Annotated in this window: 19 protein-coding genes, 1 tRNA gene and 1 pseudogene; 13 read left to right on the top strand and 8 right to left on the bottom strand. The window is 64.7% G+C overall.

The window, feature by feature from the left end; genetic code table 11:
- Positions 1-200 (bottom strand): annotated as a pseudogene (locus J4E58_RS26560) (energy transducer TonB); the annotation flags it as partial.
- 1,668 nt (positions 201-1,868) lie between these two features.
- A complete protein-coding gene (locus tag J4E58_RS26555; protein WP_087088285.1) occupies positions 1,869-2,657 on the bottom strand; it encodes a DUF4349 domain-containing protein in 789 nt (262 codons plus the stop codon).
- 218 nt (positions 2,658-2,875) lie between these two features.
- On the opposite strand from J4E58_RS26555, the gene J4E58_RS26550 reads away from it, so the two are divergent.
- Positions 2,876-3,289 (top strand): PaaI family thioesterase, encoded by a 414-nt coding sequence (locus tag J4E58_RS26550; protein WP_007932643.1) that lies wholly within the window; start codon positions 2,876-2,878, stop codon positions 3,287-3,289.
- 165 nt (positions 3,290-3,454) lie between these two features.
- Here J4E58_RS26550 and rtcR read toward each other — a convergent pair whose 3' ends face one another.
- Positions 3,455-5,062 (bottom strand): RNA repair transcriptional activator RtcR, encoded by a 1,608-nt coding sequence (rtcR, locus tag J4E58_RS26545; RefSeq protein ID WP_087088281.1) that lies wholly within the window; start codon positions 5,060-5,062, stop codon positions 3,455-3,457.
- A 204-nt stretch (positions 5,063-5,266) separates the two neighbouring features.
- Here rtcR and J4E58_RS26540 point away from each other — a divergent pair, with 204 nt between their 5' ends.
- The 10 genes from J4E58_RS26540 to J4E58_RS26495 all read left to right on the top strand — a co-directional run bounded on the left by J4E58_RS26540 (position 5,267) and on the right by J4E58_RS26495 (position 14,115).
- Complete coding sequence (locus J4E58_RS26540; protein WP_087088279.1) at positions 5,267-6,817, top strand: RNA-binding protein; 1,551 nt, start codon at positions 5,267-5,269, stop codon at positions 6,815-6,817.
- A 439-nt stretch (positions 6,818-7,256) separates the two neighbouring features.
- Positions 7,257-7,393 (top strand) — tRNA-OTHER (locus J4E58_RS26535).
- A gap of 124 nt (positions 7,394-7,517) precedes the next feature.
- Complete coding sequence (locus J4E58_RS26530) at positions 7,518-8,744, top strand: RtcB family protein (protein WP_081362079.1); 1,227 nt, start codon at positions 7,518-7,520, stop codon at positions 8,742-8,744.
- A gap of 4 nt (positions 8,745-8,748) precedes the next feature.
- Entirely contained in the window at positions 8,749-10,092 is a 1,344-nt protein-coding gene (locus tag J4E58_RS26525; protein WP_087088277.1) for a PBS lyase, read from the top strand.
- 72 nt (positions 10,093-10,164) lie between these two features.
- Positions 10,165-10,953, top strand: coding sequence for a nucleotidyltransferase domain-containing protein (locus J4E58_RS26520; protein ID WP_087088275.1), 789 nt, complete (start codon positions 10,165-10,167; stop codon positions 10,951-10,953).
- A gap of 8 nt (positions 10,954-10,961) precedes the next feature.
- Positions 10,962-11,993 carry an RNA 3'-terminal phosphate cyclase gene (rtcA, locus tag J4E58_RS26515; RefSeq protein WP_087088273.1) on the top strand — a complete coding sequence of 344 codons (1,032 nt, stop codon included), beginning with the start codon at positions 10,962-10,964 and terminating at the stop codon, positions 11,991-11,993.
- A gap of 43 nt (positions 11,994-12,036) precedes the next feature.
- Entirely contained in the window at positions 12,037-12,255 is a 219-nt protein-coding gene (locus J4E58_RS26510) for a hypothetical protein (RefSeq protein ID WP_256583246.1), read from the top strand.
- 43 nt (positions 12,256-12,298) lie between these two features.
- Positions 12,299-12,928 (top strand): glutathione S-transferase family protein, encoded by a 630-nt coding sequence (locus J4E58_RS26505; protein WP_007932656.1) that lies wholly within the window; start codon positions 12,299-12,301, stop codon positions 12,926-12,928.
- Positions 12,929-13,056: 128 nt separating this feature from the next.
- Positions 13,057-13,350: a DUF3144 domain-containing protein gene (locus J4E58_RS26500; RefSeq protein WP_087088271.1), complete on the top strand. Its 294-nt coding sequence runs from the start codon at positions 13,057-13,059 to the stop codon at positions 13,348-13,350.
- 348 nt (positions 13,351-13,698) lie between these two features.
- Positions 13,699-14,115 (top strand): hypothetical protein, encoded by a 417-nt coding sequence (locus J4E58_RS26495; RefSeq protein WP_007932660.1) that lies wholly within the window; start codon positions 13,699-13,701, stop codon positions 14,113-14,115.
- A 158-nt stretch (positions 14,116-14,273) separates the two neighbouring features.
- Here the strand turns inward: J4E58_RS26495 and lysA are convergent, their stop codons facing one another.
- Positions 14,274-15,512 (bottom strand): diaminopimelate decarboxylase, encoded by a 1,239-nt coding sequence (gene lysA, locus J4E58_RS26490; RefSeq protein WP_087088269.1) that lies wholly within the window; start codon positions 15,510-15,512, stop codon positions 14,274-14,276.
- A 136-nt stretch (positions 15,513-15,648) separates the two neighbouring features.
- Here lysA and J4E58_RS26485 point away from each other — a divergent pair, with 136 nt between their 5' ends.
- On the top strand, positions 15,649-16,572 hold the full coding sequence (locus tag J4E58_RS26485; RefSeq protein WP_007932667.1) for a LysR family transcriptional regulator: 924 nt from the start codon (positions 15,649-15,651) through the stop codon (positions 16,570-16,572).
- 90 nt (positions 16,573-16,662) lie between these two features.
- On the top strand, positions 16,663-17,853 hold the full coding sequence (locus J4E58_RS26480; protein ID WP_370686792.1) for an MFS transporter: 1,191 nt from the start codon (positions 16,663-16,665) through the stop codon (positions 17,851-17,853).
- A 21-nt stretch (positions 17,854-17,874) separates the two neighbouring features.
- Here J4E58_RS26480 and J4E58_RS26475 read toward each other — a convergent pair whose 3' ends face one another.
- The 4 genes from J4E58_RS26475 to J4E58_RS26460 form a co-directional block, all read right to left on the bottom strand.
- Positions 17,875-18,465 carry a hypothetical protein gene (locus J4E58_RS26475; RefSeq protein WP_087088265.1) on the bottom strand — a complete coding sequence of 197 codons (591 nt, stop codon included), beginning with the start codon at positions 18,463-18,465 and terminating at the stop codon, positions 17,875-17,877.
- Positions 18,466-18,812: 347 nt separating this feature from the next.
- Positions 18,813-19,991, bottom strand: a complete 1,179-nt coding sequence (locus J4E58_RS26470) for an acetyl-CoA C-acetyltransferase (protein WP_087088263.1) — start codon at positions 19,989-19,991, stop codon at positions 18,813-18,815.
- A gap of 14 nt (positions 19,992-20,005) precedes the next feature.
- The gene (locus tag J4E58_RS26465; RefSeq protein ID WP_009043191.1) at positions 20,006-20,665 is read right to left on the bottom strand and encodes a CoA transferase subunit B; all 660 of its coding nucleotides are present in this window, start codon (positions 20,663-20,665) and stop codon (positions 20,006-20,008) included.
- 32 nt (positions 20,666-20,697) lie between these two features.
- A complete protein-coding gene (locus tag J4E58_RS26460) occupies positions 20,698-21,396 on the bottom strand; it encodes a CoA transferase subunit A (RefSeq protein WP_007920583.1) in 699 nt (232 codons plus the stop codon).
- Between the last annotated feature and the right edge of the window lie 45 nt (positions 21,397-21,441).

Genomic DNA, 21,441 nt, shown 5'->3' with positions numbered 1-21,441 from the left:
ACGGCGCGGGTCTGCTGGAAGAACCACCAGACGCCACCATGGAGCAGGGCCGAGACCGTCACCAGCAACAGCACCTGGCGCTTGCTCAGGCCTCCGGGTTTCGATGCATTACCCTTATAAGGACGGCCCCGCGCAACCTGGACGACGGCTTCATCGCCCAAGGGCCTCGGCAGGGTTCTGTTCTTTACCGCATCGTTCATTAAAGCTCCCTCGGTCGGATGAAGGGCAATAAGGCACCGTTCGAACATTGGCTGGAATGTTCGAAAGTCGGGTTTAACTTTTTCAAGGGTGAGCAAAAGCCGATAGTTGAACTATCCGGTTGAACGGCCCTGTGCAAACGAGTGGCTTATCGCCTTCGGCTTAGATTGTTCATTACCACTCCCTGGAACATTGTTGTGGGATGAGCCGGTGTTTGTAATGCACCTGTCTCGTACTCGTTACATATAGCAACCGCTATGCCAGATTGTGTCGGTCTTTATGTAATTTGCGACGGCTCGTAGTGCATGTCGCATTTATATAAAATTGCGAGAAAAACTGGCGCAACAATATATATTCAGCGCCTCGAAAAGTTGACCGTAAATGCTTTTTACGGGCGAGCCTGCCTGCCCTGGGTTATCCGCTTTTCAGCCGGAAACAGGGGCGATCAATGCCGTGGCCAACGCACTAAAAAGTGTCTGGCGAATTGATTTGGTGCAAATAAACAGTGACTAGCCGGTCATTGCCTGGAGGTCCTTGATCTTGTTGTTTTCAGGGCTCTGCGTAGGGCTTCTGTAGTCTTTTACGGCCCGCTCGGGGAGCATTCTTGAGTATCCATGGCGCGCTCGCCTGCCCGCCATTGAGCAGGGCGATGACGGGCCTCTTATTAGCCTGTTGGGGGTACGGATAATTAACCGGTACGTACATTGAGTGTATGTAAACAGCGGTTCGATCATTACCCGGTGGTCGATGGGTTGATATTGAATTGCCTTATTGTCGGACAACGCTCTGATCATCCACTTTTAACGCGCTTTGGCACGTTTGTTTATTGTCGAATACGCAACGATAGAAATACGGCTTTCGCTCGGTGAAGTGTCACCGAGTGCAAAATGAAGTTGGCTGCTTAGTGGTTCAAAAACAGTCGACGATCGGTCTTGTCGAGGGTTCTTCCGTCGACGCTACTTGGACAGTGGCGAGACCGGGCTGGGGGCGAATGTTTGTGTCGGGATACGCTGGGCGGTACCTGGGAAGACTGGCTTGGATATCGGTACCGGGAGAGGGTCGGCTTTATAACAGCCGCTACCGCCAGCCTGAAAGTTGCCCCAGCGACTGGAGCAGGGGTCATCGTCAGAGGCTGGCACAGGCAGCGCCGCGTAGCGTGCGCAAGGTCGATCGTCGATGACGCACAGGGCGCGAGGGCCGGTCCGGGCAGGGCTGCCGGACGAGGCGGAACCAGGGGCGAAACGGTGGAGCCAATAGCGGAAAACGCCGGTGAACATGACTGCACATCGCACATGAGACTTCCTTATCGCCAGTCTCAGCTCAACGAGCTTTTGGCTCGCCGTCTGCACTTTATGGGGACGCGGATAGCGTCCGATGATTGCTATTGGTGCGGGTAGGCACCGTCGATGCGGCTCTTGCGGTGGCTCGATTCGCAAGCTGCAGGTGCATGGGAAAAACGTGCCAGTTCCAGGTACGTTCGTGCAGTTTTCTTCGTCTATGTCCGCCAGGCCTTGTTTGGCGGGGCCTGGCGGTGTGCAGCCGATATTGGCGGGGCAGGGGGCGCCCCGGCTCTCGATAAAAAAACTCGGGACGACAAGCTCGCCCATCGTGCCCATAAAAAAGCCCGGCGCATCAGGCCGGGCTTCTTGGGCTTTGCAGAGTGCTGCGACTCAACGACGGCGCACGAACCGGCGCCACAGCCAGACCCAGATCATCACCAGCGGGAAGGCCAGGATCAGGAACGGCAGCACGTAGCTGCCTTTCTCCAGGGCTTCGGCGGTGCCGTAGGCGAGGTTGTCCAGCAGGTTGTCGAACGCGCGTTGCAGTTTCGAGCCGCGCTGGCTGCTGTCGGTGGGCACGAAGTTCAGGGTCAGGCGGTTGGTGTCGAGCCGGCGCTGCTGCCCGGCGGCGACCTGGGCCAGGGCCTGCAGGTCGTTCTCGATGCTCGCCTGTTCCTTGCTCAGGGCGATCAGGTCGCTGACGGTGATGTCCTTGCGCGCCGCCAGCTGGTCGAGGCGTTGCTGCTGGGCCTTGAGCCGTTCCTGCTGGCGTTGTACGTCGGCCACGGCGTCGGCCAGGTCTTCGGCGCTGGTGATGCGTTCGCCGATTTCGGCGCCCTGGGCGGCCAGCGCGACTATCGGTTCGACGCCATCGGGTACGATGCGCAGGATCACCTGGGCGCGGTACTGGCCTTGTTGCAGGCGCAGGATATTGCAGGCGCCGAACTGGGCGTTTTCGCAGGCTTCGCGGGTGGCGGCCAGGCGCGGCGCGATCTGCGCCGAGGGCAGCGACAGGCTCAGTTCATGTTCATAGGCCAGTTGCGCGCCGGCCTTGCCCTGGGCGCCGCCGACCGCCACCGAGGACGAACGATCGCTGGGGGAACAGGCGGCCAGCAGGGTGCTGAGCAGCACCACGGCGAGGCTGCGCAGCGGGGTGGGGGTGTCGTCCTGAGGGTGCATGGTCGCTCCTTGAAATAAATGATCGTGCCCGGGGCTGGCGGGACGGCTGCGTATCTTATCGTCGATTGCCCGGGGAGGGGCGAGGATGTGGTGTCGCCGCGGCTTATCGCCAAGGATTTGCCGGATGGATACGGCTGGGCGCGGGCACCGCTTCGGGGTACACCTCGGGGACCGATGACCCGCGTCTCGGTCATTGCCATCGGCAACGGAGACCTGTCATGAGCTCGCTCGAGTTACCCGAAGGTTATGCCCCCTTGTCCCGCAGCAGCCCGCTGCTGGAGCTGATCGGCCCGGTGTATTGCCGTGGCAGCGGCCTGCAACTGGAGATCGGCCTGCGCGCCGACCGCCGTCACGCCAACGGGCGTGGCACCGTGCACGGCGGCATCCTCGCCACCCTGGCCGATATCGGCATGGGCTACGCCATGGCCTTCGCCAGCGATCCGCCGCTGCCATTGATCACCGCCAGCATGCACCTGGACTACCTCGGCGCGGTGCAGGTCGGCGAATGGATCGACGTGCGCCTGGAACATTCCAAGCGCGGCCGGCAAATGGCCTTTGCCACCGTCACCCTGCAGGTTGGCGAGCGGGTGGTGGCCAGGGCCAACGCGGTATTCGCGGTGCCGGGTGGCTGAGGGCAGGTGTGTGGGGCGCTTTTTGCGAGCGCTTCGCGCTCGATCGCAGGCTTCGCCAGCGGCTACCGGGGAAGCGATCTGTGCCGTTGGCGGGAGGGGCAGTGGGCTTGTGTAGCCGCTGCCGAAGGCTGCGATCGAGCGCGCAGCGCTCGCAGGCAACCCCTCTTAGTCCGCGGGCGCCACTATCTGCTTCCACTCCAGGCCGAAGCGCGCCAGGTACTTGCGCAGGCGGTCGGCGTCATTGGGCTGGGCCTTGGTCTGGCGGGACACGCCAAACAGCTTGCGCCCGGCATCGGACAGGCTGTCGGCCTGGCGACAGACTTCGAGCACCGCCTGCAGTTGCAGGCGGTCGAACAGGTCGAGTTCGGCCGTGTCGCCCAGCAGGGTGGCCAGCGGATCCTGCTCCTGGCTCAAGCCCCAGGCATACCGCAGCCGCTCGATTTCTTCCTCGGCCTGGGCTTCGTCGATGCGCCCGCTGTCGGCCAGGGTGGCCATGCGGGTAATGGACGCCGACAGCTCGCGGAAGTTGCCCAGCCACGCCGCCTCGCTGGAACTGGCAAACGCCAGGTAGCGCCGCCGCGCCTCGAGGTTGAAGCGCACCAGGCGCCCTTGCTCGCGGGCGTGGCGTTCCAGTTCGAAGTCGATGTTCGGCTCGATGTCCTCGCGCCGCCCGGCCAGCCCCGGCAGGTTGAAGGTCCAGAGGTTGATCCGCGCGTACAGGTCCTCGCGGAACAGGCCCTGGGCGACCCGGCCGCGCAGGTCGCGGTGGGTGCCGGCGATGATCAGGAAGTCGCTGTCCACTTCCTTGTCCGAGCCCATGGGGAAGAAGCGTTTCTCCTCGATGGCCTTGAGCAGCATCGCCTGTTCATCGAGCCCCAGTTCGCCGATCTCGTCGAGAAACAGCATGCCGCCGTCCGCCGCCCGCAACAGGCCGTCGCGGGCGTTCTGGGCGCCGGTGAAGGCGCCCTTGATATGCCCGAACAACGCCGACATGGCGCCGTCGCCGCGCAGGGTGGCGCAGTTGACCTCGACAAAACGCCCCTGGACCTGGTGCCGGCCGCGCTTGAGCTCATAGATGCGCCGGGCCAGGAACGACTTGCCGGCGCCGGTGGGGCCGATCAGCAGCATCGGTGCCTTGGAGCGCAGGGCCACCCGCTCGATCTGTTCGATGGAGCGGTTGAACGCGGCGTTGCGGGTGGCGATCCCGGACTTGAGGAAGGCCAGGCCTTCCAGGCGCTTGCCGGCGAAGCGCGAGGCGATGCGGTCGTAGCGCGACAGGTCGAGGTCGATCAGGGCGTGGGTGCCGGTGGCGTGCTCCTGCGGGTCGCGGCGCCGCGCCGGGGAGGTCTGGATCAGTCGCGCCGGCAGGTAGCGCGCCTCGGTCAGCAGGAACCAGCAGATCTGCGCCACGTGGGTCCCGGTGGTGATGTGCACCAGGTAGTCCTCGCGCTCGGTGTCGAAGGGATAGGCGCTGGTGAAGTCGTGCAGGGCGCCGTACACCTCTTCGAAATCCCAGGGGTTCTTCAGGCCCATGGAGTGCAGGCGCACCTCGGTCTGCGGCGATACCTGGCGAATGTCGCTGGCCACCCGCTCGGCCAGGCTGACGTCCCGGGCATCGACGCCGTGGATCAGTTCCAGGCGATGGATCAGCACGTCCGGCTGCTGGCACAGGCCGACGCTGGGGCGCCAGTGGCTCCAGCGGTTGGCGCCCTTGCCGACGCGATCGAGGGTGGAACCGACAAAACCTATGGCGACCGTGGGCTTGCCCGACATGCTTATACCTGAAGATAAAAAACGATAGGCAAAGATATAAAATTATCGAAGCCTGTGTCGCGAAAACTTGCTCGATAAAATCGATATAAAAATAAAACCGTTATAAATCAAATAGTTAAAAAATAATTCAGCGCAAAAATAAAACCTGGCACAGCGGCTGCAATCTCTCTGGCAACGAACAAGACAACAGAGCGAGACGCCAAGATGGCCAACTTCCAGCTGTTCAACACCCAACAGGCCAAAGCGCCAGCGAGCAACACCCTGAACGCCGCCCAGGCCCCGGCCTATGCCTACAACGCCAAGCATCGCCTGGCCCAGCTGGCGGTGACCGGTTGTCTGAACTCGACCTTCTACACCTCGCCTGAAGGCCAGCTGGAAGCGGTGCTGCAACTGGTGAACGAAGTCGACAGCCGTTTCGTCGCCCAGGCCGCGCGTTACGCTCGGCAACAGGGTCATATGAAAGATATGCCGGCCTTGCTGCTGGCGGCGCTGACCGCGCAACGCTCGGCCCTGGTGCCGGAGCTGTTTGCCCAGGTGGTGGACAACGGCAAGATGCTGCGCAACTTCGTGCAGATCCTGCGCAGCGGGGCGACCGGGCGTAAATCCCTGGGGTCGCAGCCCAAGCGCCTGGTGCAGAACTGGTTGAACAGCGCCACCGAACGCCAGCTGTTGCAGGCCTCGGTGGGCAACCAGCCGTCGCTGGCGGACGTGGTCAAGATGGTGCACCCCAAGCCAGGCGAGGCCTGGCGCGCAGCCTTCTTCGCCTGGTTGATCGGCAAGCCGGTGGATGTGCAGGCGTTGCCTGAGCTGACCCGCGCCTTGCTGGCCTTTCGCAGCGGTGCGACCACGGCGGTGCCGCAGGTGCCGTTCCAGTTGCTCGGCAACGAAACCCTGAGCCGCGAGCAATGGGCCGAACAGGCGCACAATATGGGTTGGCAGGGGCTGCGCATGAACCTCAACACCCTGGCCCGCCATGGCGCGTTCCAGGTGCCGGGTTGCACCGAGTATGTGGCGGCGCGGCTGGCGGATGCCGCCGAGGTGGCCAAGGCCCGGGTCTACCCGTACCAGTTGCTGGCGGCCTACCGCATGGCCGGGGACGAGGTGCCGCAGCCGGTGCGCGAGGCGTTGCAGGATGCCCTGGAGCTGTCGCTGGCCAACGTGCCGGCGCTGCAAGGCGCGGTGGTGGTGTGCCCGGATGTCTCGGGGTCGATGCACAGCCCGGTCACCGGTTATCGCCAGGGCGCCACCACGGCGGTGCGTTGCATCGATGTGGCGGCCCTGGTGGCGGCAGCGGTGTTGCGCAAGCAGCCAGCGGCGCGGGTCATGCCGTTCGAGGTCGGGGTGGTGGATATCCGCCTCAACCCGCGGGACAGCGTGATGAGCAATGCGCAGAAACTGGCGGCCATCGGCGGTGGCGGGACCAACTGCTCGGCGCCCCTGGCACAACTGGCCAACGCCAAGTGCAAGGTGGACACCCTGATCCTGGTCTCGGACAACGAGTCGTGGATCGATGCGCGGCGCCATGGCGCCACCGAAACCCTGCGCCAGTGGGAGCGGATCAAGGCCATCAACCCGCAGGCGCGGCTGGTGTGCATCGATATGCAACCCGGGGCCACCACCCAGGCGCCGGACCGCGAGGACATCCTCAACGTCGGTGGCTTCAGTGACGCGGTGTTCGATGTGATCCAGCAGTTCACCGCAGGCAACTACGGTGCGCAGCACTGGGTCGAGGCGATCGAGGCGATGGCGCCCTGATCGGCAAGGCATGAGATAAACCGTGCGCCGCTCACCCGGCGCACGCCGAAGAATTTTTGTTCATAGGCCCTGAATGCCGCTGTGACTACATCCAAAGACGTCCCAGCAAATGTTGTCAGGGCCTGTGAAGGCACGAATGCCAGTGGCTGTACATCATGGTTATGCCGGTTCGATTCCGGCGATCAGTCACTCCTTTTGTCGTGCCACCTTTTTTTGTTTTGCGATTTCAGCGACGAATGCTGATGGAACTACATCCCAGATTCGTGATGCGGGTTCGAGTCCCGCCGGTGCCTGAAAAGGCGCCGTAGTTCAAAGGTCAGAACACGAGTGCACTGTTTCATCGACCCTTGTCGTCGCAGTTTTTTCTCCCGCCCGAGCGGGATGGCAGCGAATGCCACAGGTACTACATCGTGTCGCGGGTTCGAACCCCGCCAGCCGCAAGGCTGTAGCTCAGTCGGTAGAGCAAATGTGCCTGTTTTCTTGTCGTTGCCCGCAGGCCCTGCCTGCACCGATTGACCCGGCGAATGCCGGTGGAACTACAGGACAGCGTGGTCGCGGGTTCGATTCCCGCCAACCGCAAGGGAGTAGCTCAGTGGCAGAGCGCGCTGCATGTTCCGCCTTCACTGGTCGCCGTTTTATGCCGGACCACCGGCCACCGAACAAGGCTGGATTTTCAGCCACAGAAAAAAGAGTCAGGAACATGGAACACAAGACCTACCAACTGCTGGAAGTCGCCAACGGCAAACCGATCAAGATGTGGACCGAGGGCGTACCCGTGGAAAACGAAGCCCGCCAGCAACTGATGAACACCGCGAAGATGCCGTTCATCTTCAAGCACCTGGCGGTGATGCCGGATGTGCACCTGGGCAAGGGCTCGACCATCGGCAGCGTGATCCCCACCCTGGGTGCGATCATCCCGGCGGCGGTCGGGGTGGATATCGGTTGCGGCATGATCGCCGCCCGCACTTCGCTGACCGCAGCAGACCTGCCGGATAACCTGCACGGTTTGCGCAGCGCCATCGAACAGGCGGTGCCCCATGGCCGCACCTCGCCGCGCAGCGGCCGTGACAAGGGCGCCTGGGGCGACGTGCCGCGCCAGGCCGACCACGCCTGGGCGGCCTTGCAGCCACGCTTCAAGGCGATCACCGACAAGTACCCGGCGCTGGCCAACAGCAACAACCGCCAGCACCTGGGCACTCTCGGCGGCGGCAACCACTTCATCGAGGTCTGCCTGGATGAGGCCAACCGGGTCTGGTTCATGCTCCACAGCGGTTCCCGTGGCGTGGGTAACGCCATCGGCAACCTGTTCATTCACCTGGCCCAGGCGGACATGCGCCAGCACATCGCCAACCTGCCGGACCGCGACCTGGCCTACTTCGAGGAGGGCAGCCGGCACTTCGACGATTATGTCGAGGCCGTGGCCTGGGCCCAGGATTTTGCCCGGCACAACCGTGAACTGATGATGCAGCTGGTGATCCAGGCCACCCGCCAGGTAATCCGCAAGCCCTTCGAGGTGGCGCTGGAGGCCGTGAATTGCCACCACAACTACGTGCAGAAGGAGCGCCACTTCGGTGAAGAGGTGCTGGTGACCCGCAAGGGCGCGGTGTCGGCGCAGAAGGGCGAGCTGGGGATCATCCCGGGATCGATGGGCGCCAAGAGCTTCATCGTTCGCGGGCTGGGCAACGAGGAGGCGTTCTGCTCCTGCAGCCACGGCGCCGGGCGCACCATGAGCCGCACCAAGGCCAAGAACACTTTCACCCTGGCCGACCAGATCCGCGCCACCGCCCATGTGGAATGCCGCAAGGACACCGCGGTGATCGATGAAATCCCGATGGCCTACAAGGACATCGACCAAGTCATGCACGCCCAGCGCGAGCTGGTGGAAGTGCTGCACACCCTGCGTCAGGTGGTGTGCGTCAAGGGGTAGAACAATGCACGACATGGACGCAGTAATAGAGGCCCCGCCCAGCTGGCATTACCAGCTGAGCGACTACGAAGCCCGCCGGGTGCGGGAAGTGTTGGACACCCTGGACAGGCACAGCGCCTGGCTGGAACTGAGCCGCTTCGGCAACGGGTTCGTGCGGCAGGCCGCGGTGCGTGGATTGTCCGCGCAGCCATCGGCCGAGGCTTTGGCGGCGCTGCTGGAACGTCTCAACGATTGGGTGCCCCAGGTTCGCCAGGAGGCGGCCGCGGCCGTCGAGGCGTATTGGGCGCCGGAGCACGCCGGGCTGCTGTTGCAGACCCTGGCACCGTTGCTGGCCCTTACCAGCAAACAGCGGGCCGACCACGGCGCGACTCTGGAGCGGGCCAGCGCAGTGTTGCAACTGGCCCAGGTGCGCGACGAAGTGCAAGGGGCCTTTGGCGATTGCGGGGGCAAGGCCGCGCGCTTTGTCTTCGAGCTGTTGCTCAAGGGCGTCGAGGAGCGGCCGGCGCTGCTGGCCATGGCGTTGCGCCACCCCGAGGTCAGCGTGCGGCAGATGGCAGTGGATGCCTGCGCCGAACTGCCCGACGAGCAGGCGGTGCCTTTGCTGGAAGCGGTGATGCGCAGCTGTGGCGCCAGTGTGCGGGTCAAGGCCTTGCGGCTGCTGTTGTCACGCTTGGCCGATTGTCGCGGGTACCTGGCGCAGGCCCTGCTCGACCCTTCGGGGGCCTTGCGTTGCCTGGCCCATTGGGCCGCGCCACGCCATGGGCTGGACCCACGGCAAGTACTGCTGGACCGGTTGCAGCAGCCGGCTCCGGGCAACAAGCGCGAGTGGCTGGGCCTGCTGGGGCTGGTCAAGGAACTGCGGGAGCCACAGGCCGACGCCATGCTGCAACAGGCCCTGGCCTCGAAGGCGCTGACGGTGCGCCTGCTGGCCCTGCAGACCCTCGGCGAACGTGGCGTGGCCCAGCAGCTGGCGGCCCTGGACGATCCGTCGGACAAGGTCTTCAACTGCGCCCTCGACCTGCTGCGCGAGCAGCCCTGGGCGGCGTTCGAAGAGGCCCTGGAACAGCGGCTGGACCAGCACTGGCATGCGCTGCCGCAGGCGCGTCGCTGGGCCTTGCTGGGGCTCAAGCCGGGCTGGCGCCAGTTGCAGTACTTGCTGTGTCGCCTGGATCGGGCGGGCAGCGAGGCCGCTTATTGGCGCGAGGCCCTGGCCCGTTGGTGCGATGCCCGCTACGCGATGTTCGACCCGGTAACCCCCAAGCCACTGCGAGAAGCACTGGCGCAGCGGTTGCAGGCGATGGAGGAGGCCGGTGAAGTGCCTCGCGGATCGCTCAAGCGCCTGTTGTGAATTACCGATGTACAAGGCGATCAGGCCAGCGCTGAGGTGCTGGCGATCGTCGATTGAACAGGACAAGGAATCATGCAATTCAATGAACGCTACCCGCTGAGCAGCGCCATGCGCGAGCGGGTACTGGATGAGCTGGCGCGGATCGAGCGCGAGCATAACGTGCAGGTGTTGTATGCCTGCGAATCGGGCAGTCGGGCCTGGGGCTTTGCCTCCACCGACAGTGACTACGATGTGCGGTTCGTCTATGTGGAGAAGCCCGAGTGGTTCATCCAGGTGGGCACCGGGCGGGACGTGATCGAGCGGCCGCTGGACGACGAGCTGGACATCAGCGGTTGGGAGTTGCGCAAGACCCTCGGGTTGCTGCGCAAGTCCAACCCGACCCTGTTGGAGTGGCTGGATTCGCCCCTGGTGTATCGCCGCGAGCCGGCGGCAACCGCGCGCCTGCGAGAGTTGGCGGAGGCCTTCTACAGTCCGCCGGCGGCACGCAATCACTACCTGTCGATGGCCAGGAAGAACTTTCGCGGCTACCTGCAAGGCGACAGCGTGCGGTTCAAGAAGTACTTCTACGTGCTCCGGCCGTTGCTCGCGGTGCGCTGGATCGATCAGGGGCGCGGCCGCCCGCCGATGACCTTCGCCGAGCTGCTGGACACCGTCGACAACCGGCCACTGCTGGACGAAGTGGATGAGTTGCTGGCCTTGAAACGCAGCGCCGACGAGTCTGCTTACGGGCCGCGGCGCCCGGCGCTGCACGCCTTTATCGCCGCCGAACTGGAACGCCCGGTGCCCAAGCTGGCGCGTACCCATCAAGACAACGCTGTGCTGGACGCCTACTTGCGCGACAGTGTCCGGCGCTACGCCTGAGGAATGTGATGAAACAGGATGTCATCGAACTGGACGGCGCCATCGGCGGCGGCCAGGTCCTGCGCAGTGCCCTGAGCCTGTCGATGCTCACCGGCAAGACCCTGCGCATCCACAATATACGGGCCCGGCGCAGTCGCCCGGGGTTGCTGCGCCAGCACCTGACCGCGGTGCTGGCGGCCGCGCAGGTCTGCGCGGCCAGGGTCTCGGGCGCCGAGCTGGGTTCCCGGGCGCTGACCTTCGAGCCGGGGCCGATTCGCGGCGGCGACTACCGTTTCGCCATCGGCACCGCCGGCAGCTGCACCCTGGTGTTGCAGACCCTGCTGCCGGCCCTGATGCAAGCCCCGGAGCCCAGCCGCGTGAGCATCAGCGGCGGCACCCACAACCCGCTGGCGCCACCGGTGGATTTCCTCCAGCAGGCCTGGCTGCCGCAACTGCGGCGCATGGGTGGGCAGGTGGAGTTGCAGCTGCTGCGCCATGGCTTCGTTCCCGCCGGCGGTGGCGAACTGCAAGCCTTTATCCAGCCCTCGACCCTGCAACCCCTGCACCTGGAACAGCGTGGCGAGCTGCTCGGGCGTCGGGCCTGGGCCCTGAGCGCCGGCCTGCCGGAGCATGTGGCGGAGCGCGAATTGTGCCGGGTCGGCACTCGCCTGGACCTGCCTCGGGAACACCTGAGCCCGGTGCGCCTGGATGAGCAATGCGGCCCGGGCAACGTGCTGTTGCTGGAGTTCGTCTTCGAGCACCTGACCGAGCTGTTCAGCGGTTTTGGCCAGAGCAGCCTGCGGGCCGAAAGCGTGGCCGATCGGGCCATCGACCAGGCCCGCGAGTGGCTGGACTCCGGCGCGGCGGTGGCCGAGCACCTGGCCGATCAGCTGCTGCTGCCCATGGCCCTGGCCGGCGGCGGAAGCTTCACCACCCCGCGCATGAGCGAGCACCTGCAGAGCAATATCCGGGTGATCGAGGCGTTTTTACCGGTGCGTATCGACTGTTCGACGGGCGCTCACGGGGTGCTGCACGTCGAGGTTCTAGCCCAGCGTCATTGAGCTTGTCCCTCACCAGACCCGGTTCTCTGCTTGCGGCAAGTTCTTGCTGGTCAAGGCCGGGATGCGGCTGGAGATCGAGCGCTTTGGCATGCTCAATCGCTTGATCCATTTCCTGGTGCGGCGCATGCGGGTTCCCGAGCCGCTGAGCCTTTGCCTTTTGAGCTACCGTGGAAGCGTGCTGCGCGTGCCGGCCGAGGCTATCCATCAGCATCCGACCTATCGCCTCGCGGACTTCCAGCACTGGAGTGAACAACCCGGGTAAGCAACCCGTCAGATGCAAGGCCCAGTCAAGCGAGGGGATGGTCATGTATCAACTTTATGGGACCCAAGGCTCCGGCTCGGCCATCGTCGAGATTGCCCTGGAGTGTTGCCAGGTGCCGTACCGCATCGTCGAAGCCTCGTCCTGGGCGCCGTCGCCCGGGGCCGACGAGCTGGCGCGGCTCAATCCGCTGAAACAGGTCCCGACCCTGCAACTACCGGACGGCAGTGTCCTCACCGAGAGCGCGGCGATCCTGATCGAGCTGGGTTTGCGTTATCCGCGCTCGGCGCTGCTGCCCGAGGATGAGGGCGCCCGGGCGCAGGCCATTCGCGGCCTGGTGTTTATCGCTGCCAATTGCTACTCGGCGATCAGCGTGATCGATTACCCGGAGCGCTGGCTGCAGGGCGCCGATGAAGCGCTGAAAGCGCGGGTGCGGGACGCGGCCCATGAGCGCCTGCACCGCAACTGGGAGGTGTTCGCCGATCAGTTCGCCACGCAGCTGTACGCCAGTGGTTCACCCCTGGCGGCCCTGGATTTCCAGGCGGCGGTGGTGTCGCGCTGGTGCGGCACGCGCGAGCATCTGCGGCGCGAACGCCCCGAGTGTTGCGATCTGCTGGAGCGCATCGACCGCCACCCGCAGGTGGCGCAGGTGCTGGCGCGGCACTGGCCTGGCTGAATACGGCAGGGCGCGAGGCAGCAAAAGCCGTCGATGGTTGGGCGCGAGGCTCTTATACTCGCCGGCTGTCTTCAGGCTCATGTTTCATCGCCTATCGCTCAACTGCCCACTTTCAAGAGGAATGCCCCTTGGCCAACGAAACGGATCAGGATTTCTACAACCGCGCCGATGCCATCATCGAACTGGCAAACACCCATATCGGCGACAGCAGCCGCGGCAAGGCCAGTGCCTCGCTGATGTACGCCAACTCGCGTTTCGCCGCCTGGGTCAGCGCCTGCGGTTGCCGCAACGCCGAAGAACTGGCGGCGGCCAAGCAGCAGGCGGTGGATTATTTCGTCGAGGAATTCCGCCTGATGATGGAAGAGAACCTCACCGACTACATCGAGAATTTCTCGCGGTACATGACTCCCCAGCAAGACTGAATCCTTCCCCCCGACAGGCTTCACAGCCCAGCTGTGAAGCTGTCCCGGCACTCGACTCCTGGCTCTTCGGAGCATGGGCGCTCCGCGGTTTTTTATAGCCTTGTGGTGTCTGCATTTGGCCGTGCATAGCGCTTTGATCTGAGGGCGGCGGGGCCGCGGCAACCGCTGGTCCAGTTGTCTCCCGGGCGCCCAGGGAGCCGGCAACGGCTCGACTACACTGCGCCTGCGGCAGGCAATCCAGAGGCGTTGAACATCCTCTCCAGGATGATGGCGATCATGAGTTGCCAAGGCATTGCTGCGTCAGTGGTTACACCCAGGAACCTACCCAATCAGCAAGGAGTGCCAAACATGATCGTTCTTCCTCAACGTGTGATTGAAAACGGTACTGTCATCTCGCTACGCGGCGACTCGGGCAACTACATGTCGCGGATGGGCGCGACCGGGCTCGAACTGTCCAAGGGCGCCATCGACCAGTACTGCAAGTTCAGGGTCACCCTGATCCAGATCGGTAACGACAAGAAGCTGGCATTGCAGGGCGACACCAACAAGTTCATGTCGCGGATGGGGGCGACGGGGCTTGAACTGTCCAAGGACAGCATCGATCAGTACTGCCAGTTCTCCTATGCCATCGACACCGCCAGCGGGCAGATTTCCCTGCGTGGCGACAACGGCAAGTGGATGTCGCGCATGGGCGAGACCGGGCTTGAGCTGTCCAAGGACGGCATCGATCGCTACAGCCAGTTCCTGGTGGTGGTCGAGGGCTAGCGCCAGGCGGTACCCGGCGTCGGGGCAGGCTTCTTGATTGGCGTGGCCAGCACTCCAGCGGTTGGCCACGAAGTCCCGGCGTCGATCGAGGGGCGATGTCTGGAAGGGGGGACAGGCAGATCGTCCCCCGCTTACCTGTGACGTTGCGTCTCAGGTCCTTACAACCCCATCTCCAGTTCCAGCAGGTCCGCCAGCGGCTGGCGGCGGCGGATCAGTTTCACCTGGCCATCCTCGAACAGCACTTCCGGCAGCAGTGGCCGGCTGTTGTAGTTGGAGGACATGCTGGCGCCATAGGCACCGGTGTCGTGGATCACCAGCAGGTCGCCGACCCGGGCCTGGGGCAGCAACTGCGGGGTCAGGCTTTCGTCGTCCTGGGTGAAGATATCGCCGGATTCGCACAGCGGGCCGCCGACCACGGTGGGCCGCAGTGGACGCTGCACCGCCTGGCCGTTGGCGTCGATCAGGCTCATGGCGTGATAGGCGCCGTACATGGCCGGGCGCATCAAGTCGTTGAAGCCGGTGTCGGCCAGCACGAAGTGATGGTTACCGGCGTCTTTCACCACCCGCACTTCGCTGACCAGGCAGCCGGCCTCGGCCACCAGGAAACGCCCGGGTTCGATTTCCATGCGCACGCCGTGGCCGAGCCAGGCTTCGATTTCCTCGCGGGCCTGGCGCCAGGCATTGGCATAGCGCCGCACGTCCACCGGCTCATCGCCCACGCGGTACGGGGTGGACAGGCCGCCGCCGATGGAGAAGGCCTCGATGTCGTGGTCCAGGGACTTGACCGCGGCCACCATGGCGGCGCCGACCTGTTCCAGGTGCCCGTAGTCCACGCCGGAGCCGATGTGCATGTGCAGGCCTACCAGCTTCAGGCCGTACTGGCGGATCACCGCGAGGGCTTCGCCGACCTGTTCGTGCCAGATGCCGTGCTTGCTGTTTTCACCGCCGGTGTTGGTCTTGCGGCTATGGCCGTGGCCGAAGCCCGGGTTGATCCGCAGCCACACGCGGTGGCCCGGGGATTTCTCGCCAAGCTGGCGCAGCATGTCGATGGAGCCGGCGTTGACCTCGATGTTCAGCTCCACCACCCGTTGCAGGGTGGCGGTGTCGAACAGGTCGCAGGTAAAGACGATGCCGGCCGGATCGCCTTGCGGGCTGAACCCGGCCAGCAACGCCCGCTCGATTTCCCCCAGGGACACCGCGTCCACCCGCACCCCGGCCTCGCGGATCAGGCGCAGCACCTGCAGGTTGGAGCAGGCTTTCTGTGCGTAACGCACCACGTCGAAGGCCTTCAGTTGCTGGATGCGCACCTTGATGGTCCGCGCGTCGTAGCACCACAACGGGGTGCCGTACTGGCGGGCGGCGGCGGTCAGTTGCTCGGGAGAAAAGGGAATGGCCATGGCAATCGTCTGTGGCGAGGAAAGAGGCCTGCATGATGCCGAGGGTGATGTATTCAATAAAATATCTATTCTTTGTATCTCGATTCAGTTTTGATATGGGTTGTGTGAGTCAACGTCTCAAACCAAGGAGCGAGCGGTGGACATTTCCCTGCGCCATATCGAGGTGTTCCGCGCCATCATGCAGGCCGGCAGCGTCACCGGCGCCGCGCGCCTGCTGTTCACCTCGCAACCCACGGTCAGCCGCGAGCTGGCGCGGCTGGAGAGCCTGTCCGGGCTGAGCCTGTTCGACCGCGAGGGCGGCCGCTTGCTGCCGACCGCCCAGGCCATGCTGTTGCTGGAAGAAGTGGAGCGAGCCTATGTCGGCCTGGAGCGGATCAACAGCGTGGCGCAATCGATCCGCCGCTTCGAGCACGGCCAGTTGAGCCTGACCTGCCTGCCGCTGTTTTCCCAGACTTTGCTGCCGCGGGTGTGCAAGCACTTCCAGGAGCAACACGCCGGCATCGGCCTGAGCATCACCGCCCAGGAATCGCCCTTGCTGGAAGAGTCCCTCAGCGCCCAGCGCCACGACCTGGGCCTGACCGAAAGCGAACACCTGCCACGGGGCACCCAGGGCGAACTGCTGTTTTGCGCCGACATGGTGTGCATCCTGCCGGAAGGGCACCCGTTGCTGGCCAAGCCGCTGCTGCACAGCGAAGACTTTCGCGGGGTGGATTTCATCAACCTGTCAGGCCTGGACATTTATCGTCAGACCCTCGACGAGCACTTTCGCCAGGCCGGCGTCGACCGCCGGGTGGTGATCGAGACCACCAATGCCGCCTCGGTCTGCGCCATGGTGCGCCAGCAGCTGGGGGTGGCGATCATCAACCCGCTGAGTGCCATGGAGGAGGCGGGCAGGGGCCTGGCGATCCGCCCGCTGCAGTTGTCGGTGCCGTACCGGGTCATGCTGATCCGCCCGGATTTCCGACCGTCGTCGATTTTCGTCGAGGCCTTCTGCGCCTCCTTGAAACAGGAGGCCTCGGTGTTGGCCGCCGCCCTCGAGCGCCGGCTGCGGCGGGAGTGAAGGCAGCAGGGCCGCCGTTGTGCGCCTAGGCTTGAAGCGACCGGTAGCGTTTGTACCCCTTGAGGACTGTCTGTCATGTCGGAACCTGCAATGAGCGACACCGGAAAGCCCCTGAGCCGCGGCATTCCGCGCACGGTCTGGGCGCTGGGATTCGTCAGCCTGTTCATGGACGTGTCGTCCGAGCTGGTGCACAGCCTGTTGCCGCTGTACATGGTCGGCACCCTGGGCATCAGCATGCTGGCGGTCGGCATCATCGAAGGGGTGGCGGAAGCCACGGCGCTGATCGTGAAAGTCTTTTCCGGCGCCCTCAGCGACTTCATCGGCCGGCGCAAGGAACTGCTGCTACTGGGTTACGGCCTGGCGGCGCTGACCAAACCGCTGTTCCCCCTGGCGAGCTCGGCGGAACTGGTGTTCAGCGCGCGCCTGCTGGACCGCATCGGCAAGGGCATTCGCGGCGCGCCACGGGATGCCCTGGTGGCGGACGTGGCCCCGGCAGAAATTCGCGGCGCCTGTTTTGGCCTGCGCCAGTCGCTGGACACCGTGGGGGCGTTCCTTGGCCCGATCCTGGCCATCGGCCTGATGCTGTGGCTGGCCAACGATATCGCCCAGGTCCTGTGGCTGGCGGTGATTCCCGCGGCGCTGGCCGTGGCGCTGTTGGTCTTCGCCATCCGCGAACCCGAGCATGCCCCCGGCAGCCGGCACTTCCAGTCGCCATTGCGGCTGGCCTCGCTGCGGCGGTTTTCCCGGCATTACTGGTGGGTGGTGGCCATTGGCGCGGCCTTCACCCTGGCCCGTTTCAGTGAGGCGTTCCTGGTGCTGCGGGCCCAGCAACTGGGCTTCTCCGCCGCCTGGGTGCCGCTGGTGATGGTGGTCATGGCCGGGTTCTACATGGTCTCGGCCTATCCAGTCGGCAAATGGTCGGACCGCATCAACCGCAGCGCCTTGCTCAGCGTCGGCCTGCTGTTGCTGATCCTCGCCGACCTGGTGCTGGCCTATGCCGAGTCGGTGCCGCTGGTGCTGCTCGGCGTCGCCCTGTGGGGCCTGCACATGGGCTTCAGCCAGGGCATCCTCGCCACCCTGGTGGCCGACACCACGCCGGCCGACCTCAAGGGCACGGCCTTCGGTGTGTTCAACCTGTTGAGCGGAATGGCCCTGCTGCTGGCCAGCGTGATCGCCGGCTGGCTGTGGCAGACCCATGGCGCGGCGCTGACGTTCTACGCCGGGGCGGGGTTTGCCGGCTTGTCGTTGCTGTTGCTGATGGGCAAGCCGAAGTCACAGTGACAGCCTCTGGGGGGCAAGGCGCTAACGGCTCCCGCCGGGCTGATCGGCCGACAGGCCCCAGACAATCGAGCTGAGGATGCCCAGGTCGAGCAACAGGGCCTGCGAGCGCAGGACCTTGCGCAAGGATGGGTAGTCGGCCTTGGTCGCCTTGAAGCTGGACCTTTCCAGTACATGGATATGCCGGGTCACCACAGTGACGGCGAGGTTGGCCAGCTGCTTCTCGGTGTCGGGCACCGCGATATCCAACTCTTGCAAGCGCTTCTGGAAGGCGCTGATGGCGTCTTTTTCACTGTCATCCCGGGGCTGGTAGAGGATCTTCTGCTCGGGGGCGCTTGCAGTGACTTTCTTGTACAGGGCGACCGACTCGTTGAAGTGCTCCAGGGCTGCTGCCTTGGCCTCGGTGGCATGCAGGGTGTCCCGCAGTTCGAGGTACATCAGCATTTCGTGGAATTTCTGCAAGCCTCGGTGCAGCTCGGCGCCGGCGTTGGTCGAGAGTTTCTCGAGTCCTTTTCTGTCCGCGTCGAAGGAGGGGCCGGCACTGGCCTGGAGGCTGGCCAGCCCCGCCAGCACTATGCAAAAGCCGGTGTAGAGCAGGCATCTGATCGGGCGCATGTTCCGCTCCTCGTTATCGGGTCGATGAAGCAGGCGAAGGACTGGGTGGCATACCGGGCTCTGCCCATGCGGGCTTGAGCGCTGTGATCCGGCTTCGATGGATAAGGCTCCGTGCACCGGCCTGGACTGTTTCAGCCGTGAGTCAGTGGGCAGGAAGGCGTGGAAAACGAGTCTCGCCAGCCGCATGAGTTGAATGTAGCTGACGGGCGGGCGGCTGCCAGCGGCCTCTGGCCGGCGTCTGCCGGGCCGCAAAACGAACCCGGCGCACCATGGGGTGCGCCGGGCGTATTGCCGGCCAGCCGCCGGATGTCGTGGGTCCGAGGGCCGGCCGTGGTGCGCGGTAAGCGTTAGCGTTCGATAGCCAGCGCCACGCCCTGGCCGCCACCGATGCACAAGGTCGCCAGGCCTTTCTTGGCATCGCGCTTGAGCATTTCGTGCAGCAGGGTCACCAGTACCCGGCAGCCCGAGGCGCCGATCGGGTGGCCGAGGGCGATGGCGCCGCCATTGACATTGACCTTGCTCGCGTCCCAACCCAGCTCCTTGCCCACCGACAACGCCTGGGCGGCGAAGGCTTCGTTGGCTTCGATCAGGTCCAATTGCTCCAGGGACCAGCCGGCCTTGTCCAGGCAGCGGCGGGTGGCCGACACCGGGCCGATGCCCATGATGGCCGGGTCGACGCCGGCATTGGCATAGGCGGCGATCTTCGCCAGCACCGGCAGGCCCAGGGCCCGGGCCTTGGCCGCGCTCATCAGGATCACCGCGGCGGCGCCGTCGTTCAGCGACGAGGCGTTGCCGGCGGTGACCGTGCCGTCCTTCTTGAAGGCCGGCTTGAGCTTGCCCAGGGATTCGGCGGTGGTACCGGCGCGCGGCTGCTCGTCGGTGGCGAAGGCCACGGGCTCGCCCTTGCGCTGGGGAATCAGGATCGGGGTGATCTCATCGACGAAGCGCCCGCCCTCGATGGCGGCCACGGCCTTCTGCTGCGAGGCGGCGGCGAAGGCGTCCTGGGCTTCGCGGCTGATGGCGTATTTGTCCACCAGGTTCTCGGCGGTGATGCCCATGTGGTAGTCGTTGAAGGCGTCCCACAGGCCGTCGCTGATCATGGTATCGACGATCTGGCTGTGACCCATGCGCAGACCGGTGCGGGCACCGGGCAGCACGTAATTGGCCAGGCTCATGTTCTCCTGGCCGCCGGCGATGATTACCTCGGCGTCGCCGCAGCGGATCGCCTGGGCGCCCAGGTGCAGGGCCTTGAGGCCGGAGCCGCAGACCTTGTTCAGGGTCAGGGCCGGCACGGCGTGGGGCAGGCCGGCCTTGATCGCGGCCTGGCGCGCGGGGTTCTGCCCGGCGCCGGCGGTGAGCACCTGGCCCATGATCACTTCATCGACCTGGGCGCCGTCCAGGCCGGTCTGGGCCAGCAGCTGGCGGATCACCGCGGCCCCCAGATCGACCGCGGGAATGTTCGCCAGCGAACCCTGGAAACTGCCGACCGCGGTGCGGGTGGCGGCAACGATTACGACGTCTTGCATGGTCTGGTTGCTCCTCAGGCGAACTGCATTTCAGGCACGTGGGCCGGCACGATCAGCTTGCCGGCGGTCTTGCCGACGATTTCCTCGACGCTCACGCCCGGGGCGCGCTCCTTGAGGATGAACGCGCCGTTCTCGATCTCCAGGTAAGCCAGGTCGGTCAGCACGCGCTTGATGCAGTTGGCGCCGGTCAGCGGCAGGCTGCAGCGCGACAGCAGTTTCGACTCGCCGTCTTTCGAGGCGTGGGTCATGGTGACGATGATGTTGTCCGCGCCGGCCACCAGGTCCATGGCGCCGCCCATGCCCTTGACCAGCTTGCCGGGGATCATCCACGAGGCGATGTTGCCCTGCACGTCGACCTCGAAGGCGCCGAGCACGGTGAGGTCGATATGGCCGCCACGGATCATCGCGAAGGATTCGGCGGAAGAGAAAATCGACGCGCCGATGCGCGCGGTGACGGTCTGTTTGCCGGCGTTGATCATGTCCGCGTCGACTTCGTCGTCGGTGGGGAAGGCGCCCATGCCGAGCAGGCCGTTTTCCGATTGCAGCATCACTTCCATGCCGTCGGGGATGTAGTTGGCCACCAGGGTCGGGATGCCGATGCCGAGGTTCACGTAGAAGCCGTCCTGCAGTTCGCGGGCGACGCGTTGAGCCATTTGTTCGCGGGTAAGAGCCATTTTTTATTCTCCGTCAGTCGTTGGGCGGGCGATTACTTGCGCACGGTGCGCTGTTCGATGCGTTTTTCGAACGTGCCGCAAATGATCCGGTCGACGTAGATGCCGGGGGTGTGGATCTGCGTCGGGTCCAGCTCGCCCGGCTCGACGATCTCTTCGACCTCGACCACGGTGATCTTGCCGGCGGTGGCGGCCAGCGGGTTGAAGTTCTGCGCGGTGTGGCGGTAGACCACGTTGCCGAAGTGGTCGGCTTTCCAGCCTTTGACGATGGCGAAGTCGCCGGTGATGGATTCTTCCATCAGGTAGGCGCGGCCGTTGAATTCACGGGTTTCCTTGCCGTCGGCGACCGGGGTGCCGACGCCGGTGGCGGTGAAGAAGGCCGGGATGCCGGCGCCGCCCGCGCGCATTTTCTCGGCCAGGGTGCCTTGCGGGGTCAGCACCACTTCGATTTCACCGCTCAGCAGCTGCTTCTCGAACAGGGCGTTTTCACCGACGTAGGAGGCCACCACCTTGCTGATCTGTCGGTCTTCCAGGAGCACGCCGAGGCCGAAGCCGTCGACGCCGCAGTTGTTGGAGACCACGGTCAGGTCGCGGGTGCCGCGACGCTTGATCTCGGCGATCAGGTTTTCCGGAATGCCGCACAGGCCGAAGCCGCCGGAGATCACGGTCATGCCGTCCTTGAGACCTTCGAGGGCTTCCTCATAGGACGCTACGCGCTTGTCGAAACCTGCCATCTGCACATCCTCTTGTTATTGGTATTTGCGTTGCCAGCCGGCTGG

The sequence above is a fragment of the Pseudomonas sp. FW305-25 genome, assembly GCF_017351415.1.
GTDB lineage: Bacteria > Pseudomonadota > Gammaproteobacteria > Pseudomonadales > Pseudomonadaceae > Aquipseudomonas > Aquipseudomonas chlororaphis.
The sequence above is the reverse complement of the archived record's forward strand: the minus strand, read 5'-3'. Positions and strand labels throughout refer to the sequence as shown.